At 70.5% G+C, this 15,466-nt stretch carries 13 protein-coding genes and 1 tRNA gene; 6 read left to right on the top strand and 8 right to left on the bottom strand.

The genetic code is table 11. The features are described 5' to 3' along the window. Positions 1–18 precede the first annotated feature (18 nt). From OG747_RS27780 to OG747_RS27770, 3 genes are all read left to right on the top strand, one after another. Positions 19–1,083: an ABC transporter permease subunit gene (locus OG747_RS27780; RefSeq protein WP_405882117.1), complete on the top strand. Its 1,065-nt coding sequence runs from the start codon at positions 19–21 to the stop codon at positions 1,081–1,083. A gap of 92 nt (positions 1,084–1,175) precedes the next feature. Further along, positions 1,176–1,751, top strand: a complete 576-nt coding sequence (locus OG747_RS27775; protein ID WP_405882116.1) for a helix-turn-helix domain-containing protein — start codon at positions 1,176–1,178, stop codon at positions 1,749–1,751. Beyond that, positions 1,748–1,939 carry a hypothetical protein gene (locus OG747_RS27770; protein WP_405882115.1) on the top strand — a complete coding sequence of 64 codons (192 nt, stop codon included), beginning with the start codon at positions 1,748–1,750 and terminating at the stop codon, positions 1,937–1,939. The genes OG747_RS27775 and OG747_RS27770 overlap by 4 nt, the downstream gene beginning before the upstream one ends. Before the next feature lie 7 nt (positions 1,940–1,946). Here the strand turns inward: OG747_RS27770 and OG747_RS27765 are convergent, their stop codons facing one another. From OG747_RS27765 to OG747_RS27740, 6 genes are all read right to left on the bottom strand, one after another. After that, positions 1,947–2,744: a S16 family serine protease gene (locus OG747_RS27765; RefSeq protein WP_405882114.1), complete on the bottom strand. Its 798-nt coding sequence runs from the start codon at positions 2,742–2,744 to the stop codon at positions 1,947–1,949. Between the two features lie 218 nt (positions 2,745–2,962). Continuing rightward, positions 2,963–3,604 (bottom strand): IclR family transcriptional regulator, encoded by a 642-nt coding sequence (locus OG747_RS27760; protein WP_405882113.1) that lies wholly within the window; start codon positions 3,602–3,604, stop codon positions 2,963–2,965. Between the two features lie 418 nt (positions 3,605–4,022). After that, a complete protein-coding gene (locus OG747_RS27755) occupies positions 4,023–5,822 on the bottom strand; it encodes a DEAD/DEAH box helicase (RefSeq protein WP_405882112.1) in 1,800 nt (599 codons plus the stop codon). 116 nt (positions 5,823–5,938) lie between these two features. Then, positions 5,939–6,325, bottom strand: a complete 387-nt coding sequence (locus OG747_RS27750; RefSeq protein WP_405882111.1) for a type II toxin-antitoxin system death-on-curing family toxin — start codon at positions 6,323–6,325, stop codon at positions 5,939–5,941. Next, positions 6,326–6,523 (bottom strand): Arc family DNA-binding protein, encoded by a 198-nt coding sequence (locus tag OG747_RS27745; protein WP_013003224.1) that lies wholly within the window; start codon positions 6,521–6,523, stop codon positions 6,326–6,328. A gap of 41 nt (positions 6,524–6,564) precedes the next feature. Further along, positions 6,565–7,998: an MFS transporter gene (locus OG747_RS27740; RefSeq protein WP_405882110.1), complete on the bottom strand. Its 1,434-nt coding sequence runs from the start codon at positions 7,996–7,998 to the stop codon at positions 6,565–6,567. Positions 7,999–8,227: 229 nt separating this feature from the next. Between OG747_RS27740 and OG747_RS27735 the strand changes: the two genes are divergently transcribed. After that, positions 8,228–8,302 (top strand) — tRNA-Cys (locus OG747_RS27735). Positions 8,303–8,495: 193 nt separating this feature from the next. Here OG747_RS27735 and OG747_RS27730 read toward each other — a convergent pair. Continuing rightward, positions 8,496–12,737: a S8 family serine peptidase gene (locus tag OG747_RS27730; protein ID WP_405882109.1), complete on the bottom strand. Its 4,242-nt coding sequence runs from the start codon at positions 12,735–12,737 to the stop codon at positions 8,496–8,498. Between the two features lie 203 nt (positions 12,738–12,940). Here OG747_RS27730 and OG747_RS27725 point away from each other — a divergent pair, with 203 nt between their 5' ends. After that, entirely contained in the window at positions 12,941–13,927 is a 987-nt protein-coding gene (locus OG747_RS27725; RefSeq protein ID WP_405882108.1) for a TrmB family transcriptional regulator, read from the top strand. Continuing rightward, complete coding sequence (locus tag OG747_RS27720; protein WP_405882107.1) at positions 13,924–14,046, top strand: hypothetical protein; 123 nt, start codon at positions 13,924–13,926, stop codon at positions 14,044–14,046. The genes OG747_RS27725 and OG747_RS27720 overlap by 4 nt, the downstream gene beginning before the upstream one ends. Before the next feature lie 189 nt (positions 14,047–14,235). Here OG747_RS27720 and OG747_RS27715 read toward each other — a convergent pair whose 3' ends face one another. Beyond that, positions 14,236–15,408: an SUKH-4 family immunity protein gene (locus OG747_RS27715; protein WP_405882106.1), complete on the bottom strand. Its 1,173-nt coding sequence runs from the start codon at positions 15,406–15,408 to the stop codon at positions 14,236–14,238. Positions 15,409–15,466 lie beyond the last annotated feature (58 nt).

The raw sequence follows: 15,466 nt of genomic DNA, 5'->3' as shown, positions 1-15,466 counted from the left end.
CGACCGGGGTGAGGTGGCGTGAACTTCTGGGAGTACCTGAGCAGCCGCCATCAGCAGCTGCTCTCGGATGCGTACCACCACGCCGGCGTGGTCTTCCAGTGCATGGTCGTCGCGACGCTCATCGGCGTGGTGATCGGCGTCGTCACCTGTCGCAGCGACTGGGCGGGCCATCTCGCCACGACCACCGCCTCCTCATCCTCCTCAACCTCCTCCATCCTGACCATCCCCTCGCTCGCCATGATCGGCCTGCTGGTCCCGATCGCGGGCCTGGGCGTCCCGCCCACGGTGATCGCGCTGACGCTGTGCGGGCTGCTGCCGGTCGCGCGCAACGCGATCGTGGGCCTGCGCGGGGTCGACCCCGCGCTGGTGGACGCGGCGAAGAGCATCGGCATGTCACGCCCGGCCCGGCTGGCGAAGGTCGTCCGGCAGGCCCACCTGGACCCGATCTCCGAGAACGCGCTGTCGAACGGGCAGGTGTCGAAGGCCCTGTGGCAGCAGATCCAGCTGACGGTGGTCTCCACCTTCTTCGTGCTGATCCTCGCGATCCCGCTGGGCATCCTGCTCACCCGGCGGGCGTTCCGGAAGGCGACGCCGTTCGCGATGGCCCTCGCGAACATGGGGCAGGCCACCCCGGCGATCGGCCTGCTGGCGCTCCTCGTCGTCTGGCTCGGCGCCGGCCAGAAGGCGGCCCTGATCGGCATCACCGTCTACACCGTCCTGCCGGTCCTCTCCCACACGATCGCGGGCCTGAAGGCCAACGACCCGACCCTGCTGGAGGCGGCGCGAGGCATCGGCATGTCCCCCCTGGAGGTGCTGTCCCGCATCGAACTCCCGCCGGCCGTCCCGCTGATCCTCGCGGGCGTACGGACGGCCCTGGTCCTGAACGTGGGCACGGCGACCCTCGCCGCCTTCGGCGGAGGCGGCGGCCTCGGCGTCCTGATCACCACCGGAATCACCACCCAGCGCATGCCCGTCCTGCTCCTCGGCTCGATCCTCACGGTGGCACTGGCCCTGCTGCTGGACTGGTTCGCCTCCCTGGCGGAACTGCTGCTCAGGCCGCGTGGGCTGGAGGCGGGGTCATGAGGGTTGGAGGGGTGGTCAAGGGAGGGTGAGCGGGGCGGCACCTTCCAAAGGAGTGCTTGCAAAGAAACCCTTGCAACCGTTCCTTTGCATGCATGGAGGAGCCCGAGGAGTCCAAAGACCCCCAGGAACGACAGGTCCGCACACTCGACGCCCGCGCGCTGCGGCGGCGGGGGCCGGCCACCGCGTCGATGCTCGCCGAGCGGCTGGGCGAGTCCAGCGGGGCGACCAGCTATCACCTGAGGCAGCTGGCCGCACACGGCTTCGTCGAGGACGCACCCGAGCGGGGCAAGGGCCGTGAGCGCTGGTGGCAGTCCGTCGACCAGGGCCTGTACTTCGACGAGAATCTGCTCAAGGACCCCGACCCGGCCGTACGCGGGGCGGCCGACACCTTCCTGCACGAGATCGCGACCACGCACACCCGTGAACTGTCGACCTGGCTGGGCACGCGCGACGACTGGTCCGAGGAGTGGTACCGCGCCTCCGACATGAGCGACTGGACGCTACGGCTGACGGCCGGGCAGACGCGCGAACTCACCGGCAAGATGCACGCCCTGCTCCTCAGCTATCGCCCCCTCGCCCCCGCCGAGGACGACCCCGAGGCGGAGCGGGTCCGCTTCCACATGCACGCCTTCCCCATCGAGCAGGACCGAACGGAGACGCAACGATGACGCACCCCGACACCCACCTCGCCCTGCACCACCTGCGCGCCGCCGAGCTCCAGGCCCAGGCCGAAACCCACCGTCTCGCCCGCGGCTCCGCCCGACGCCCCGGCGAACTGCGTACGCGCCTGGGCTGGACCCTCGTCGAGGTCGGTCTGCGCCTGGCCTCCGCGCCCCGCGTCGCCGTCGCGCACTGACGGCTCGCTAACAGCCGGGGACCGAGCCCTTCCCCTTCTCCAGGAAGACGAGCGCGTCGACCGCGCCCTTGAGGGTGGTCACCGGAACCAGCCGCAGCCCCTTCGGCAGCTCCGCCTTGGCATCCGAGCACTCCGCCTTGGGGACCAGGAAGACCGTAGCGCCGTCCCGCCGGGCGGCCTGGGTCTTCAGGCCGACCCCGCCGACCGCACCCACCTTGCCGTCGGCATCGATCGTCCCCGTACCCGCGACGGTGCGGCCGCCCGTGAGGTCGCCGCCGCTGCCGTCGCCGTCCAGTTTGTCGATGATGCCGAGCGTGAAGAGCAGGCCGGCGCTGGGCCCGCCGACGTCGGCCAGCTTGAGCGTGACCTTCACGCCGTTCTTCTCGTGCAGATAGGACAGGGCCGCCTGGGTGGCCGTGTCCTGGGACTTCTTCATCTCGTCGGTGTTGTGCCGCTCGATCTCCTTGACGGAGTTCCCGCTCGGGTAGACCGAGTCACGGGGCATCACCGCCCGGTCCGTCCGGAACCAGCCGTCGACGACGTCACCGAGGCTGACGCTCGCGTCCGGCCCGGTCGCCTCGATCGTCGTCATCCGCAGCTGCCCGCTCGTCGTGCGCGTGGGTGCCCCGCTGATGGTGATCACCTGGGCGCCCTTGTTCTCGCCGAGGACGTTGGCCGTCATGCCGGGCTGCGCCACGGAGAACGGCAGCGGCGCGAACGCCGCCGTGGCGAGCAGGGCCACGACGGGAACAGCGCAGACGGCGACGGCCTGGAGGCGCGTGAGGCGAGAGAGGCGAGAGAGCACGGAATCAATCTAACGTGACCGCTCGGCGCGGCCTCCGTACAGGTCCCGCCGGGAGGTCCCGCCGGGCGGTCGTGAAACGGTGCAGCGCCTCCGGCAGCGGCTCGCTCCCGATGCCCGGGGTGCGCGGCGGTTGTTTGGCCGCTCGGCCAAAGCCGGGGGGTGAGTGGAAACGCCGGGCGGGGCGACCGTGGCCCCTGGGTGTCAGTGACCCCTGGGCGTCAGCGCAACGCGTCCGCGACCTCGCGCGCCGCGTCCATCACCCGCGGCCCCACCCGCTCCGGCACGGAATCCGCGAGCATGACGACACCGACGCTGCCCTCGACCCCCGTCACGCCGATCAATGGCGCCGCGGCGCCACTCGCCCCCGCCTCCAACTCCCCATGCGTGAGCGTGTACCCCGGGTCGCCCGCCGGCGCCTGCCGCGCGGCGAGAATCGCCCGCCCCGCGGCGCCCCGGTCCAGCGGATGACGGAACCCGGCACGGTAGGCGACGTGATAGTCCGTCCACGTCGGCTCCACGACGGCGACGGCGAGCGCCTCGGTCCCGTCGACCAGCGTGAGATGGGCGGTGGCCCCTATGTCCTCGGCCAGCGCGCGCAGCGCGGGAAGTGCGGCCTCCCGTACCAGCGGATGCACCTGACGGCCCAGGCGCAGCACCCCGAGCCCGACCCGGGCGCGGCCTCCCAGGTCCCGGCGGACGAGTGCGTGCTGCTCCAGCGTGGCGAGCAACCGGTACACAACGGTCCGGTTGACGCCCAGTTTGCTCGAGAGCTCGGTGACGGTCAGCCCGTGATCCGTGTCGGCGAGCAGCTTGAGGACACGCAGTCCCCGGTCGAGCGTCTGAGAGGTCTCCGCGGTCACGACGCCCACTCCTTAGTGGTGAGGTCGGCGGCCCCCTCGCGGCGGTTGCGTCACCGAGTCCCGTCGGCGACGCGCTTCAAAGGCCGCCGTCGGCTGACGACCCGAGTTCTTCCCGGGCGGAGTCGCTTCACGGCTGCGCTCCGCGGCAGCGCTGCCACGGGACGTGTGCGTAGCGTGACACTAGCGAGCCAGTTCGCTCAGCGGAAGTCTCCGTCCAGAATCCGGTCAGTGGCTGGTACGGACTCTTTCTCTTTACGGAGCCTTTGTCCCGATACGCGCGGCGCACACGCTCACGGACGCGCCCCTGAAAGGGGCGCGGAGAACCGCGCGACCAGCCGCAGACGGTCCACGGACGGTCCACAGCCGAAGCGCGACCAGCGCCCCACGAACCGCGACCGCCCCGGCACAGCGCCCGGCGTCACCGCATCCGGGTGGCCCACTCCTGCACCTTGGCGATCCGCTGCCGCAACTGCCCCGCCGTCGCCTCCGCGCTCGGCGGCCCACCGCACACGCGCCGCAGTTCGGTGTGGATCACCCCGTGCGGCTTGCCGCTCTGGTGGACGTACGCGCCGACCATGGTGTTGAGCTGCTTGCGGAGCTCCAGCATCTCCTTGTGCGAGACCACGGGACGGCGCTCGGCGGGCAGTTCGAGAAGATCGGCCTCCTCGTCCGGCTTCTTCCGGCTGTGCGCGATCTGCCGGGCCTGCCGCTTCTGGAGCAGCAGTTGCACCTGGTCGGGTTCGAGCAGCCCCGGAATCCCGAGGTAGTCCTGCTCCTCCTCGCTCCCCGGGTGGGCCTGCATCCCGAACTCGGCGCCGTCGTACAGGACGCGGTCGAAGACGGCCTCGGACTCCAGCGCCTCGAAGGAGAACTGCTCCTGCTCCCCGGTGTCCTCGTCCTGTTCCCGGTTCGCCTCCTCCATCTCCTGCTCGGACTCGGCGTACGGGTCCTCCTCGCCCTCCTTCTTGGGCTTGTCGAGGACGTGGTCGCGCTCGACCTCCATCTCGTTGGCGAAGCCGAGGAGGTCGGGGACGGTCGGGAGGAAGACGGAGGCGGTCTCGCCGCGCCGCCGGGACCGTACGAAGCGTCCGACGGCCTGCGCGAAGAAGAGGGGCGTGGAGATGGTGGTGGCGTACACGCCGACCGCGAGCCGCGGAACGTCGACACCCTCGGACACCATGCGGACGGCGACCATCCACCGGTCCTCGCTGTGGCTGAACTCGTCGATCCTGTTGGACGCGCCCGTGTCGTCGGACAGGACGAGGGTCGCCTTCGTGCCGGTGATCTCGCGGATCAGCTTGGCGTAGGCGCGCGCCGAGTCCTGGTCGGAGGCGATGACGAGGGCGCCGGCGTCCGGAATACCCTTCCTGACCTCGGTCAGCCGCTGGTCGGCGGCGCGCAGCACACTCGGCATCCACTCACCGCGCGGGTCGAGCGCGGTACGCCAGGCCTGCGAGATGGCGTCCTTGGTCATCGGCTCGCCGAGGCGCGCCGCGATCTCGTCCCCCGCCTTCGTACGCCACCGCATGTTGCCGCTGTAGGAGAGGAAGATGACGGGCCTCACGACGTGGTCGGCCAGCGCGTTGCCGTACCCGTACGTGTAGTCGGCGGAAGAACGCCGAATCCCGTCGTTCCCCTCCTCATACGTGACAAAGGGGATGGGGTTGGTGTCGGACCGGAAGGGCGTACCGGTGAGCGCGAGCCGACGCGTGGCGGGCTCGAACGCCTCAAGGCAGGCCTCACCCCAGGACTTCGAGTCACCGGCGTGGTGAATCTCGTCAAGAATGACGAGGGTCTTGCGCTGCTCGACGCGATTGCGGTGCAGCATGGGCCGCACGCCCACACCCGCGTACGTCACGGCGACGCCCTGGTACTCCTTGCTGAGCGGCCCCGCGCTGTACTCGGGGTCCAGCTTGATCCCGATCCGCGCGGCGGCCTCGGCCCACTGCTTCTTCAGGTGCTCGGTCGGCGCGACCACGGTCACCTGCTGCACGACGTGATGGTGCAGCAGCCAGGACGCGAGCGTCAGCGCGAACGTCGTCTTGCCGGCGCCGGGCGTGGCGACGGCCAGGAAGTCGCGCGGCTGCTCCTGGATGTACTTCTCCAGCGCCCCGTGCTGCCAGGCACGCAGCTTGTTGGCGGTACCCCAGGGGGCGCGGCCGGGGAAGGCGGGTGAGAGGTGGTGCGAGGAGGCGGCACTGGCGGCGGTGGTAGTCACGGTCTCCGTGGTGGGGTTGAGCGGCTCGGCTACGTATGACAACCGGGCCACCCTACCGGCGCCCCGGAGGTGTCAACGCGCGGACGACGCCGGGGCGCCCTTGGATGGGACTCAGCTCACATCGCCTCGCGCAGGGCCCTCAGACGCAGGGCGATCAGCCTCACGTCCTCCAGAGCACCGGCCGCCACCTCGATGACCAGCTTGTACGCCTCGTCCTGGTCGACGTCGAGCATCTCGATGCCGTTGAAGTCGAGAAAGACGACCGTGGACATCCACGCCATGCGCTTGTTGCCATCCACCAGAGGGTGGTTCACGGCAAGCGACTGAAGTATCGCCGCGGCCTTCTCGAAGAGGTCCGTGTACGCCTCGACGCCGAACATCTGCGACTGGGGACGGTGGACGGCCGAGCTGAGCAGACCCAGGTCACGGACGGCAACCTGCGTCTGCTCCCCACACGCCAGCTCCGCCAGGTCCAGGACCTCCTGGACCGTGAGGTACTTCATCTACTCCCCAAGCCTCCGCAGCAGGTCGGCATGACCCGCCGCATACTTCGCCCCCAGGCGACGGACCGTGGCCCGGTCCGCCTCCTGCTCCAGATACCGGTCGATCGCCTGAAGCACTATGGCGTGCATACTGCGCCCCTCCTCTTCGGCACGCAGTTTGAGCGCCTCCTGCTGGTCGTCGCGCAGACGAAGATTCATAGCCATACCGCGATGGTACCAAAAACGGGGCCACTGTGGTATCACTTCACTCGCACCCGCGTAGTCATCCAAGCCCCCACCAACGCCACCCCCGCCATCGGCAGGAACACGGCGGCGAAGGCTGCGGGGTGTGAGCCGGTCGCCGGGGTGGCGGTATCCGTGACGGTTCCGCCGCCGAGGGCCGCGAAGACCGCACCGCCCACGGCGAGCAGCAGCACGGTGGACAGGCCGTCGGAGATCTGCAGCGCGGCGGAGTTGGCGCCGACTTCCTCCGGCGCCGAGAGGCGCAGCAGCAGCACGCTGGTCGAGGCGATCACCAGCCCCATCCCGAAGCAGCCGAACCCCCAGGCGACGGCGACGGTCCACACGGGCACGGCGGGGATCAGCACGCTGGGCACGGAGACGATGGCCGCCGCGAGCAGCACCATCCCGAGGAACATCAGCCGGTCGCGGTACGGCTCCGTCCGGGGCCGTGCCTGCACATACGACCCCAGCGCCCAGGTCCCGCCGGCCGCCGCGAGGGAGAACCCGGCGAGCGTCGGTGACAGCCCGCGCTGGGTGACCAGCATGAGGGGCACGAAGGACTCGGTGGCGATGAAGGCGCCGGCCGCGACCCCGCGCAGCAGCACCACGGACGGCAGCCCGCGCGCCGCCCGGCAGGTGCCGCGCGGCAGCAGCCCGAGGACCGCCGGGACGAGCAGCGCGGCGCCCGCGAGGCCGGGGACGAGCGAGAACAGGTCCAGGTCCTGGGCGGCGTACTGGAGGAGCCCGGCGCCGAGGGAGATCCCGAGCGCCGACCGGATGCGGCGCCGGTCGAAGGGCACGCGTCCGACGGCCTCCGCTTCCGCTCCCCGCCCGGACGTCAGTCGTCGTATCTGCGGCAGCGCGAGCGCCAGCGGGAAGACGACCAGTACCGGTATCCCGGTGAACACCCAGCGCCAGCCCAGGTGTTCGGTGACCGTGCCTGCGACCAGCGGTCCGACGACGGACGGAATCACCCAGCTCGCCGCGAACGCCGCCATGATCGCCGGGCGCAGCCGCTCCGGGTAGGCCCGCACCACGACGACGTACAACGCCACGACGACCAGTCCGCCGCCGAGTCCCTGCACCGCCCGCCCGAGGAGGAACAGCCACATGGTCCCGGCCGTCCCGGACAGCAGCAGCCCCGTCGCGAAGGCCGTGATCCCTGTGGTCAGCGGCGCCAGGGGCCCGTCCCGGTCCCCCCACTGCCCGGCGAACACCATCCCGAACAGGCTCGTCGTGAAATACGCCGAGAACGCGAACGCGTACAACGACACCCCGCCGAGCTCCCGCGCCGCGACGGGCATCGCCGTCCCGACGGCCGTCGCCTCAAAGGCGATCAGCAACTCCACAAACACGATCCCGACGCTGAGCGCCCGGTAGGGGCGGCTCAGCACACCCCCCTCACCCTCGGGTGGGGCGGTCGCGGCATCACGTGCTTCCAGGGCTGTCATGGCCGTCAGCGTAAGGGTCACGACTGACAGTGACTCCTGTCCGGAGACCGTGATCACCTGAGCCTTTGGTCGTAGTCCCCCAGGTCCACGGGCCCCCGGCCGCCCCCTTTCATGAACGGCGTATGGCAGTCCCATTGCAGCGCCCCCGCACCCCTTGAGCCCGTCCCTCACCCCCGCCTACGGTCAACCCATCAGGTTCGGAACGAGTGAGCCGTGCCGCACCTGAAATGGCCGTGTGCCCGAGTGGTTCAGGGGCTCGCCTGCAAAGCGAGTTACGTGGGTTCAATTCCCGCCACGGCCTCCATTTGCCTGACCAGGCAAAACGAAAGGGCGGCACCCCCGAGGTCGCAGGGCAGAGCCGTACGGCGCTCGCCGTCACGCGGGACACCGGCCCGGGCCGGGCAGGCCGGGGCGGGCGCCGCCGGTCCTCCGAAAACGCCGCGGGTCCGCGGGCGCCGTGGCGCCCGCGGACCCATGTGGTCGAGCAGCGGATCGGGTCAGTAGGAGAACTGCTGGATCTGGCTGCCGTCGCCTGCGTATGTCCAGCCGGTGCGGGTTGCCGGGTCGAGTTGGATGGCGCGCTCGCGATGGGTTTCGAGTCGGCCGTTGTAGGAGCCGAACAGCGGGTACTCGACGCCGGTCACGGTGCGCACCGTTTGGCCCGTCTTCAGGTCGACGACGGCGATGCGGCCGGTGGCGTTGTTGTCGCCAAAGCCGTACTGCTGAAAGCCGCCCGTCGGTTTCAGGTCCGGGAGCCGGAAGGCGAGCAGCGCCAGGTGGTGCACGCCGTCGACGGCGAGCGCGAGGGGCGCTTGCGCCATTCCGAGATTCACCTGGTCCCCGCTGGGCAACTGCGCGACGTACCCGGTGCCGGGGAAGTTGACGCTAAATGAGTGGTACCACGTTTCGTAGAGGTTGCCCTGCTGGTCGGAGGCGAGGTCCGTGGCGCAAGGGGATCCTCCCTGACTGTGGGTGACCGTTGCGCTGTCCAGGTCGATCGCGGCCATGGTGCCGGACCCGACCGAGGCCAAGCAGTTGATGGTGGACCCGGACTTCTGCGCGGAGAAGACGCCGGTCGACTCGTCCACGTCCAGCAGGCCGTACGAGGTTCTCCCGTCCGAGGTGGGCTCGAGCTGGAGCGGCGTCCCCTGAGTGCCGGTCGCCGTGTCCACGGGGAGCACGAAGCCCGCACGGTCGCCCGAACGGTAGGCGAGCACCGCCGCACGGTGGCGCTTGGCGTCCACCCGCCCGCCCGTCACGACGTACTGGTCGTCGATTCGGACGGGGCTGCCGACCGCGTCGCCGGTGCTCGTGTCGTAGGTCTCGAGCCACTGCTCACCGGTTGTGGTCTGCTTGTGCAGGACCAGCGTGTGGTGGGCGGAGTCGACGCCGAACACCTCGTAGATGGAGCCGTACGCGGGGTCGCTCGTCAACTTGCGCCCATAGGTTCCGGTGGCGGCGTCGTAGTCGTACACCGAGCCTTCACCGGTGGGGCTTTCGACCGCCGCGACGGACGTGCCGCCGGGAACGATCGCGAAGTTGGTCAGGTTGGTGCCGTCGGGGGCCAGCCCGTCGTCGTATCCCAGCAGCGACGTCGACGAGGCCTGCCCGACTATCCTGCCGTGCCGGTCGACGGCGAACACCCGCAGGTCGTAGGCGATCGATGAGGGCAGCTTGAGCGCTTGGGCGTCGAGTGCCGCCGTGCCTCGCGTGCCCGTCAGCGAGCGGTCGAGTGTGGCCTGGCTGTCCACCCCGTTGTGGTCGCGGGTGGTGCCGTTCTGGTTGCTGACCAGGTTGTACGAGTTGTACATGTTCGGCCCGGGCGCGGAGAACTCCAGCAGCGTGCCGGTGGCGCCCTTGATGCCCGATACGTCGTAGTGCACCGAGAACTGCGGTGCGGCCTGGTTGATCTCCAGCAGGTGACCGAACTCTCCGGATGCCTTCGCGGCCAGGGTCGGCGCTGCCGGGCGTTGCGAAAGGTCACCGCCGTCGACCCGGATCGAGGCGAACTCGCCGTACAGCGGGCCACGCTTGCTGTTGCCTGTGGGGTTCTCGAGGATACCGATCCCGTAGATGCCGCCGCCGGCGGCGGAGAAGGTGCCGGCCGGGACGGTGACCGTGCCGCGAAGTCCCGTCAGCGGGGCGGTGTAGGAGGCGGAGAAGATGGGCGCCGCCGCGGGGTTCCAGTGGCCGACTCCCGACACGACCAACTTCGGCGAGCTGACGTTCCGCACTCCGGTGAGGTCGTAGCTCACCTGAACGGAATGTCCCGCCTTGACGACGGGCTGGACTACCGGGGCGAGCGACTCGACGTAGCCGCCGTCGGTGGGGCCGAAGGTCAGCTCGTGCGTGGCCGAGGCCAGCACCTGGTGGCCGTGGCGCACCTCGAAGGTGAGCGAGACCTGACGGTCCGTCGCGGAGACGACCGACAGCCCGGCCGCGATCAGCATCTGCGTGGGGGTCAGCCGGATCGCCGGCACATCGGAGGTGAACTCGTGATTCCCGATGCGCAGCGCGTAGCTGACGCCTTGCCGGCCGGGCAGGCCGGTCACGTCGGCGCCGATGGTCACCGGTCCCACCAGGCCCTCCCCGCTGGCGCCGTCGCCCGTGCCCGGTCCGGCCAGGTCGATGTAGCCGGGGTCGGTGCCTTCGGTGTACGCACCACCGAGTCCGCCCGTGGTCTGTCGATGCGCCACGGAGAGCCGGACGATGCGGGGCGTGCCGGTGTCGGCATGGCTGCCGTGCGCCTTGGCCAGGACCGCCTGCAGCGCGGCGGTGACGTCGAGTTGCGGGCCCACGTGCAGCGGCTGGTCGATCTGCGGCGGCGTGGGCACGGCCCGGCCGGTGCGCTCCAGCAGCGACCGGACGTCATCGGGCGACGGGTGCTGCCCGGTCAGCCGGGAGGCCTGTAGCACGACCGCGGCGGCGGCCGCGATCTCGGGCGCGGACGCCGAAGTGCCTCCGTTGAGGACCTCCGTCACCGACTGTGCGGTCCGGCCCCGGTGTTCGAAGGCGGGGATGCCGTCGCTGGGCGCCGAGACGTCCACGCGGGTGCCGAATCCCGAGGAGAAGACCTCGGAACCGTTGAGCCTGGTGGTCGCCCAGGTGCCGTTGGCCGACGCGGCTCCGCCGTTCTGCGGAGGAACGGACAGCGTGTCGTCGGTCGTGGTGCCGCCCGCGGCGATCGCGCCGGAGTCCAGTACCTTGCTGGGCGTGGTCGACAGCTGGTCGTCGTCGATCCGGGTGGTGTCTGCGGCCTTGCGCGTAACGTCGGTCGCGGTGCTGCCGCCGTCGGGCCCGACGGCCGCGTTGGTGAACAGCCTGGTCCCGTCGTTCGACGAGACCACCACGGTGATGCCGTACTGCTGCACGATCGACGCGATCACGGCCTGCTGGACCGGGTCGTCCTCCAGGTAGCGGCCGGGGAGCCCCTGAGCGTCGGTGCCGTAGCCGAGGCTGGCGGTGATCACGTCGGGTCGCGGCTGCTGCCGGGCCGCGGCCAGCAGCGCCACCGCGATCTGGCTGAACGTCGGCTGCTGCGGGACGACGAGCCGGTAGTTGGCGCCCGGGGCGATGCCCAGCAGGTCGGAGGACCCGCTGCCCTGCATGCCCGGACGCTGCAGTTCGTGCGGAAGCGGCGCCATCACGGAGAAGTCCAGCAGCACCTCACCCAGCGCAGGGTCCTGCCCCTGGGCCGAGCCGGTCGGGTCGAGTGCGCCGGTCGCGTCCGCAGTGTAGGTGGGGATCAACGGCATCGTGGGGATGTCCAGGTACCGCCGGCCGTTCTGGACGACGGTCGTCGGCCCCGCTGCGCCCAGGTTCGGCGTTGACGTGTCAGTGAGGTCGCCGACCGAGACGTTGGTGATGGTCTCACCGGTGCCCGGCTGCTGGCCGAACTTCTGCTTCAACACACTGAAGGCACCCGTCGCGTTGACGCCGCCGGCGTTGAGGAAGCTCTGCACCGAGGTGCCGAGAGCCGCGTTGCCGGGCACACCGTGGGAGCCGGTCGCACCGCCGTCCTGCCCCTTCGCCGACGAGCCGGCCTTCCCCGCCGCGGCGCTCACCGAGGAGGGCAGCGGCACGGAGCCGGTGTTCATGGGGGAGACGGTCTGGTCGGGCTCGGCGTAGACGACACCGGGTGTGGCGGCCAGCGCCCGGGCAGCCGCCGAGGCGTCGCCGCGGGCGAGCTGGACGACCTGGACCTTGGACAGGTCGATCGCCCCGGAGCCCAGCTTCGCCTGGGCGGCTGAGCGCAACTGCTTCGCCTGGGCGGCCGACAGTTCCGGCACCAGGGGCCGCATGGAGACCGCGTGGGCCCGCTGGAGCGCGGTGTTGACCGCGGTGGCTGAGGTCAGCGGGGTACGGACCTGCAGATTGCGCTGCCTGCCCAGCGACGTGCCCGTCACCTGGGTGGCCGAGCCGAGTACCACAAGGACCTGGTGAGGGCTGTTCTTCGCCGACTGCGCGGGCGTGGGCTTCAGGAACGAGCGCCACGGACCGAGCGCTGAGGATCCGGGTGTGGAGGGCAGCGCGGCCCCCGCACCGGGCAGCGCCGCTGATGAGCTGCTGCCGAGCGGGGTCTTGACGGCCGGCGACTGGCCGGAATCAGTGGCCGCGGAGCCGGACCCGGGGGAGCTTGAGGGAAGCGCGGCCGCGGGTATCGTTACGGCCGCGGTGATGGCCACGAGCGCGACACCGACGGCACCAAGCCGTCTGCCGCGCGTGTGGGCATACGTCATGGGACACCTTTCTCAGGGAGCGAATCCGCGAGCACGGATCCACACCGGAAGGCGCTGCCCGCTCGAACGTGCTCAGGACAGCGCCAACTTCAGCGTGAAAGATGTCAACCGCGACCAACGAAACACAAGGTTAAGAGGCTGGCGGATCTCTGCCAGGTGGCGGAAGCCGCCACAGAAATTGGCGGAGCGGTATGGAATTTAGCGTGCTCGGGCTTGCGGAAGAAACAGAACACGTCTACGTGGCACTGGTCCGGCAGCCTCGCTGCACCTCTTCGGAGTTGGCCGACGTCTGCGGCATGCCCGCGACCACTGTGGGAAGACTGCTGTCCAAACTGGTCAAGGTCGGGCTCGCCGTGCAGGACGCCCGACGCCCGCCACGCTTCACCGCCACTCCCCCGGATGTCGCCGTCACCGCGCTGATAGACCAGCGCGAGCACCAGCTCAAGGAAGCACGAGCCCTGGTACAGCGGTTGACCGAGACTCACCGGGAGGCGGCCCGGATAAGCCATCCCGACATGGCCGTCGAACTGCTCACCAGCCGTGAGCACATCAGCGCCGCCGTGCACCGGCTGACTGTCGACGCCCGCCACCAGGTGCGTGCATTCGACCGCCCGCCCTATGTCGACGGCCCCGGCAGCAACCTCGACCGCCAGCTCCAGCAGCAGCGGCGCGGCGTGATCCACCGGGTGATCTACGACCGCGAAGCGGTGGCCTGGCCCGGCAGGCTGAACAACGACATCGTGCCCAGCATGAAGGCGGGCGAGCAGGCACGGGTACACCCTGAGTTGCCCCTCAAACTCGTCATCAGCGACGACCGGGCGGCCATCCTCCCCTTCAGCCTCGGCCCTGGGGGCCAGTCAGTCGCCTACCTGGTCCACCGCTCCCCCGTGCTCGTAGCCCTGGAATCGCTCTTCGAGGCACAATGGGAGCGCGCAGTGCCGCTGTCGGACGCCCCACTGCCACCCGGCGACGCCACCACCGCGGCGGAATCCGAGGACGCAGAGCCTGATGAGGAGACTCGGTCCCTGCTTGCCCTGCTCGCCTCCGGCCTCACCGACGCGGCCATCGCGCGCGCCCAAGGCTGGAGCGAGCGGACTACCCAGCGTCGCGTCCACCAACTCATGTGCCAACTCGGCGCCTCCACCCGCTTCCAGGCCGGCCTCACCGCCACCCGACGCGGCTGGCTATGAAACGAGCACGTGGTGCGTCCCGCGCGGATCACCTGCGCGGCGAACAGCTCGCCGAGATCACCTCATTCCTCGGCCCCGACCACTTCGCGCCCTTCGGCCTGCCCGCCTCACTCCCCTGACCGACGAACGATGTCCCGCCCAGCGGCTTCCGCATGGGCCGGGCTCGGCCGGTTCGGCGCCGTCCTTGCGACAGGCGTCCGCCCGCCCGGCATACGGGGCGGGCGCACCCCTGGCCATGTGGGCACAGGGGGCCGCGCGCCCATGCAGGCGCTGGGGACGGTGGCTGAAGATCGGCCGCACACCCGCTCTCAGAGCACTCCGCCCGCCTCGTCCTCGAATATCTCCGGCCAATAGCGCCAGCCGTCGTCGCCCCCCAGTTTCGGGGTGGGGTCGCAGGCGATCGGGTCGACCGTGGCGAGGGTCTGGGCCATGGTGGCGGCGAGCTGTTCGTAGGAGTCGGTGAGGTCGTGGGCCGCGTCGATCGTCTTCTCGCGGTGCAGCAGCCAGAGGGTGAAGGCGAGCGTGGAGATGTCGGCGTTGAGCGGGCGCAGGGTGATGTCCGGCTCGCTCCAGGCGAGAACCGCGCCCGTGGTGCCGTCCACCACGAGACTGGTGTCCTCGATGAGATAACCGAGGCGTATCAGGCGGTCCGCCTTCGCGGGGAGTTCGTCGGCGGTGAAGTCGTCGGGGCGCTCGTCCGCGTAGTAGTCGGCGAGGGCCGGCAGCGGCACCTCCGTGTCCAGCTGGAAGAGGAAGCCGTCCTCGGGCAGGCCCGTCTCGCGCAGGAAGCGGCGGGTCGGCTCGTGCACGAGCGCGGGCGGGAAGTCGACGTCCTCGAAGCGCATGATCGCGCCCGCGCCGAACTCCTCGTCCAGCAGCCGCTTGGGCAAGTCGAGGACCAGGCCCTCGCCGGGGCCCGCGATCCGGGCGAGGGGGCGGATCAGGGCGGCCATCCGCCAGTAGTGCGCCACCGCGTCACCCGCGTCCGCCTCGAAGACCGCGGCGAGCGACTCGGACGCCTCGGTGACCGCCTTCGGGCCGAACCGGCCTTCGTAGGACGCGAACTGCCCACGGGACGCCGTCAGTTCCTCCGTCGCCGCGGCGAAGCGCAGCAGCGCCTCCAGGGAGGGTGCCAGGGGCGAGAGGTCCATGAGGGAAGGCTTGGAGTGGAAGTAGGTCGTGCCGACCCGTCCCGTCGCCCCGTCCAGGACGATCGACTCCAGGTCCCGGTCGAAGGTCCGCAGGGCCCCTATGACCAGCTGGTCCTGGAGCTCCGCGGCGAGTCTGTCGGCGTCGCCGGCCAGGTCCGCGACCCTGCGCAGCCCGTGCTCCCGCAGTGCGCCGAACCCCAGCAGCGCGCTGTCGGACGGCAGCCCGGGCCCCGTCAGCCGCTGGCGCGTACCCGCGTGTGTGACGTACGGATTCAGCTCGTCCTCTGTCAGCGTGATCGCGCCGACGACATCGGTGTCAGTCGTGCTCATGGCTCCCCCGCGCATGTGAACGCATATGTGCTTCCCGCGGGTAACACGCCGCCGCCCA

It is taken from the genome of Streptomyces sp. NBC_01384 (genome assembly GCF_045040035.1).
In the GTDB taxonomy this organism is placed as follows: Bacteria; Actinomycetota; Actinomycetes; order Streptomycetales; family Streptomycetaceae; genus Streptomyces.
The sequence above is the reverse complement of the archived record's forward strand: the minus strand, read 5'-3'. Positions and strand labels throughout refer to the sequence as shown.

Coding starts and splice junctions, on each gene's coding strand:
- OG747_RS27775 (WP_405882116.1), top strand. CDS start 1,176: ATGGAGGAGCCCGAGGAGTCCAAAGACCCCCAGGAACGACAGGTCCGC.
- OG747_RS27770 (WP_405882115.1), top strand. CDS start 1,748: ATGACGCACCCCGACACCCACCTCGCCCTGCACCACCTGCGCGCCGCC.
- OG747_RS27750 (WP_405882111.1), bottom strand. CDS start 6,325: ATGAAGTACCTCACGGTCCAGGAGGTCCTGGACCTGGCGGAGCTGGCG.
- OG747_RS27745 (WP_013003224.1), bottom strand. CDS start 6,523: ATGAATCTTCGTCTGCGCGACGACCAGCAGGAGGCGCTCAAACTGCGT.
- OG747_RS27740 (WP_405882110.1), bottom strand. CDS start 7,998: ATGACAGCCCTGGAAGCACGTGATGCCGCGACCGCCCCACCCGAGGGT.
- OG747_RS27730 (WP_405882109.1), bottom strand. CDS start 12,737: ATGACGTATGCCCACACGCGCGGCAGACGGCTTGGTGCCGTCGGTGTC.
- OG747_RS27720 (WP_405882107.1), top strand. CDS start 13,924: ATGAAACGAGCACGTGGTGCGTCCCGCGCGGATCACCTGCGCGGCGAA.
- OG747_RS27715 (WP_405882106.1), bottom strand. CDS start 15,408: ATGAGCACGACTGACACCGATGTCGTCGGCGCGATCACGCTGACAGAG.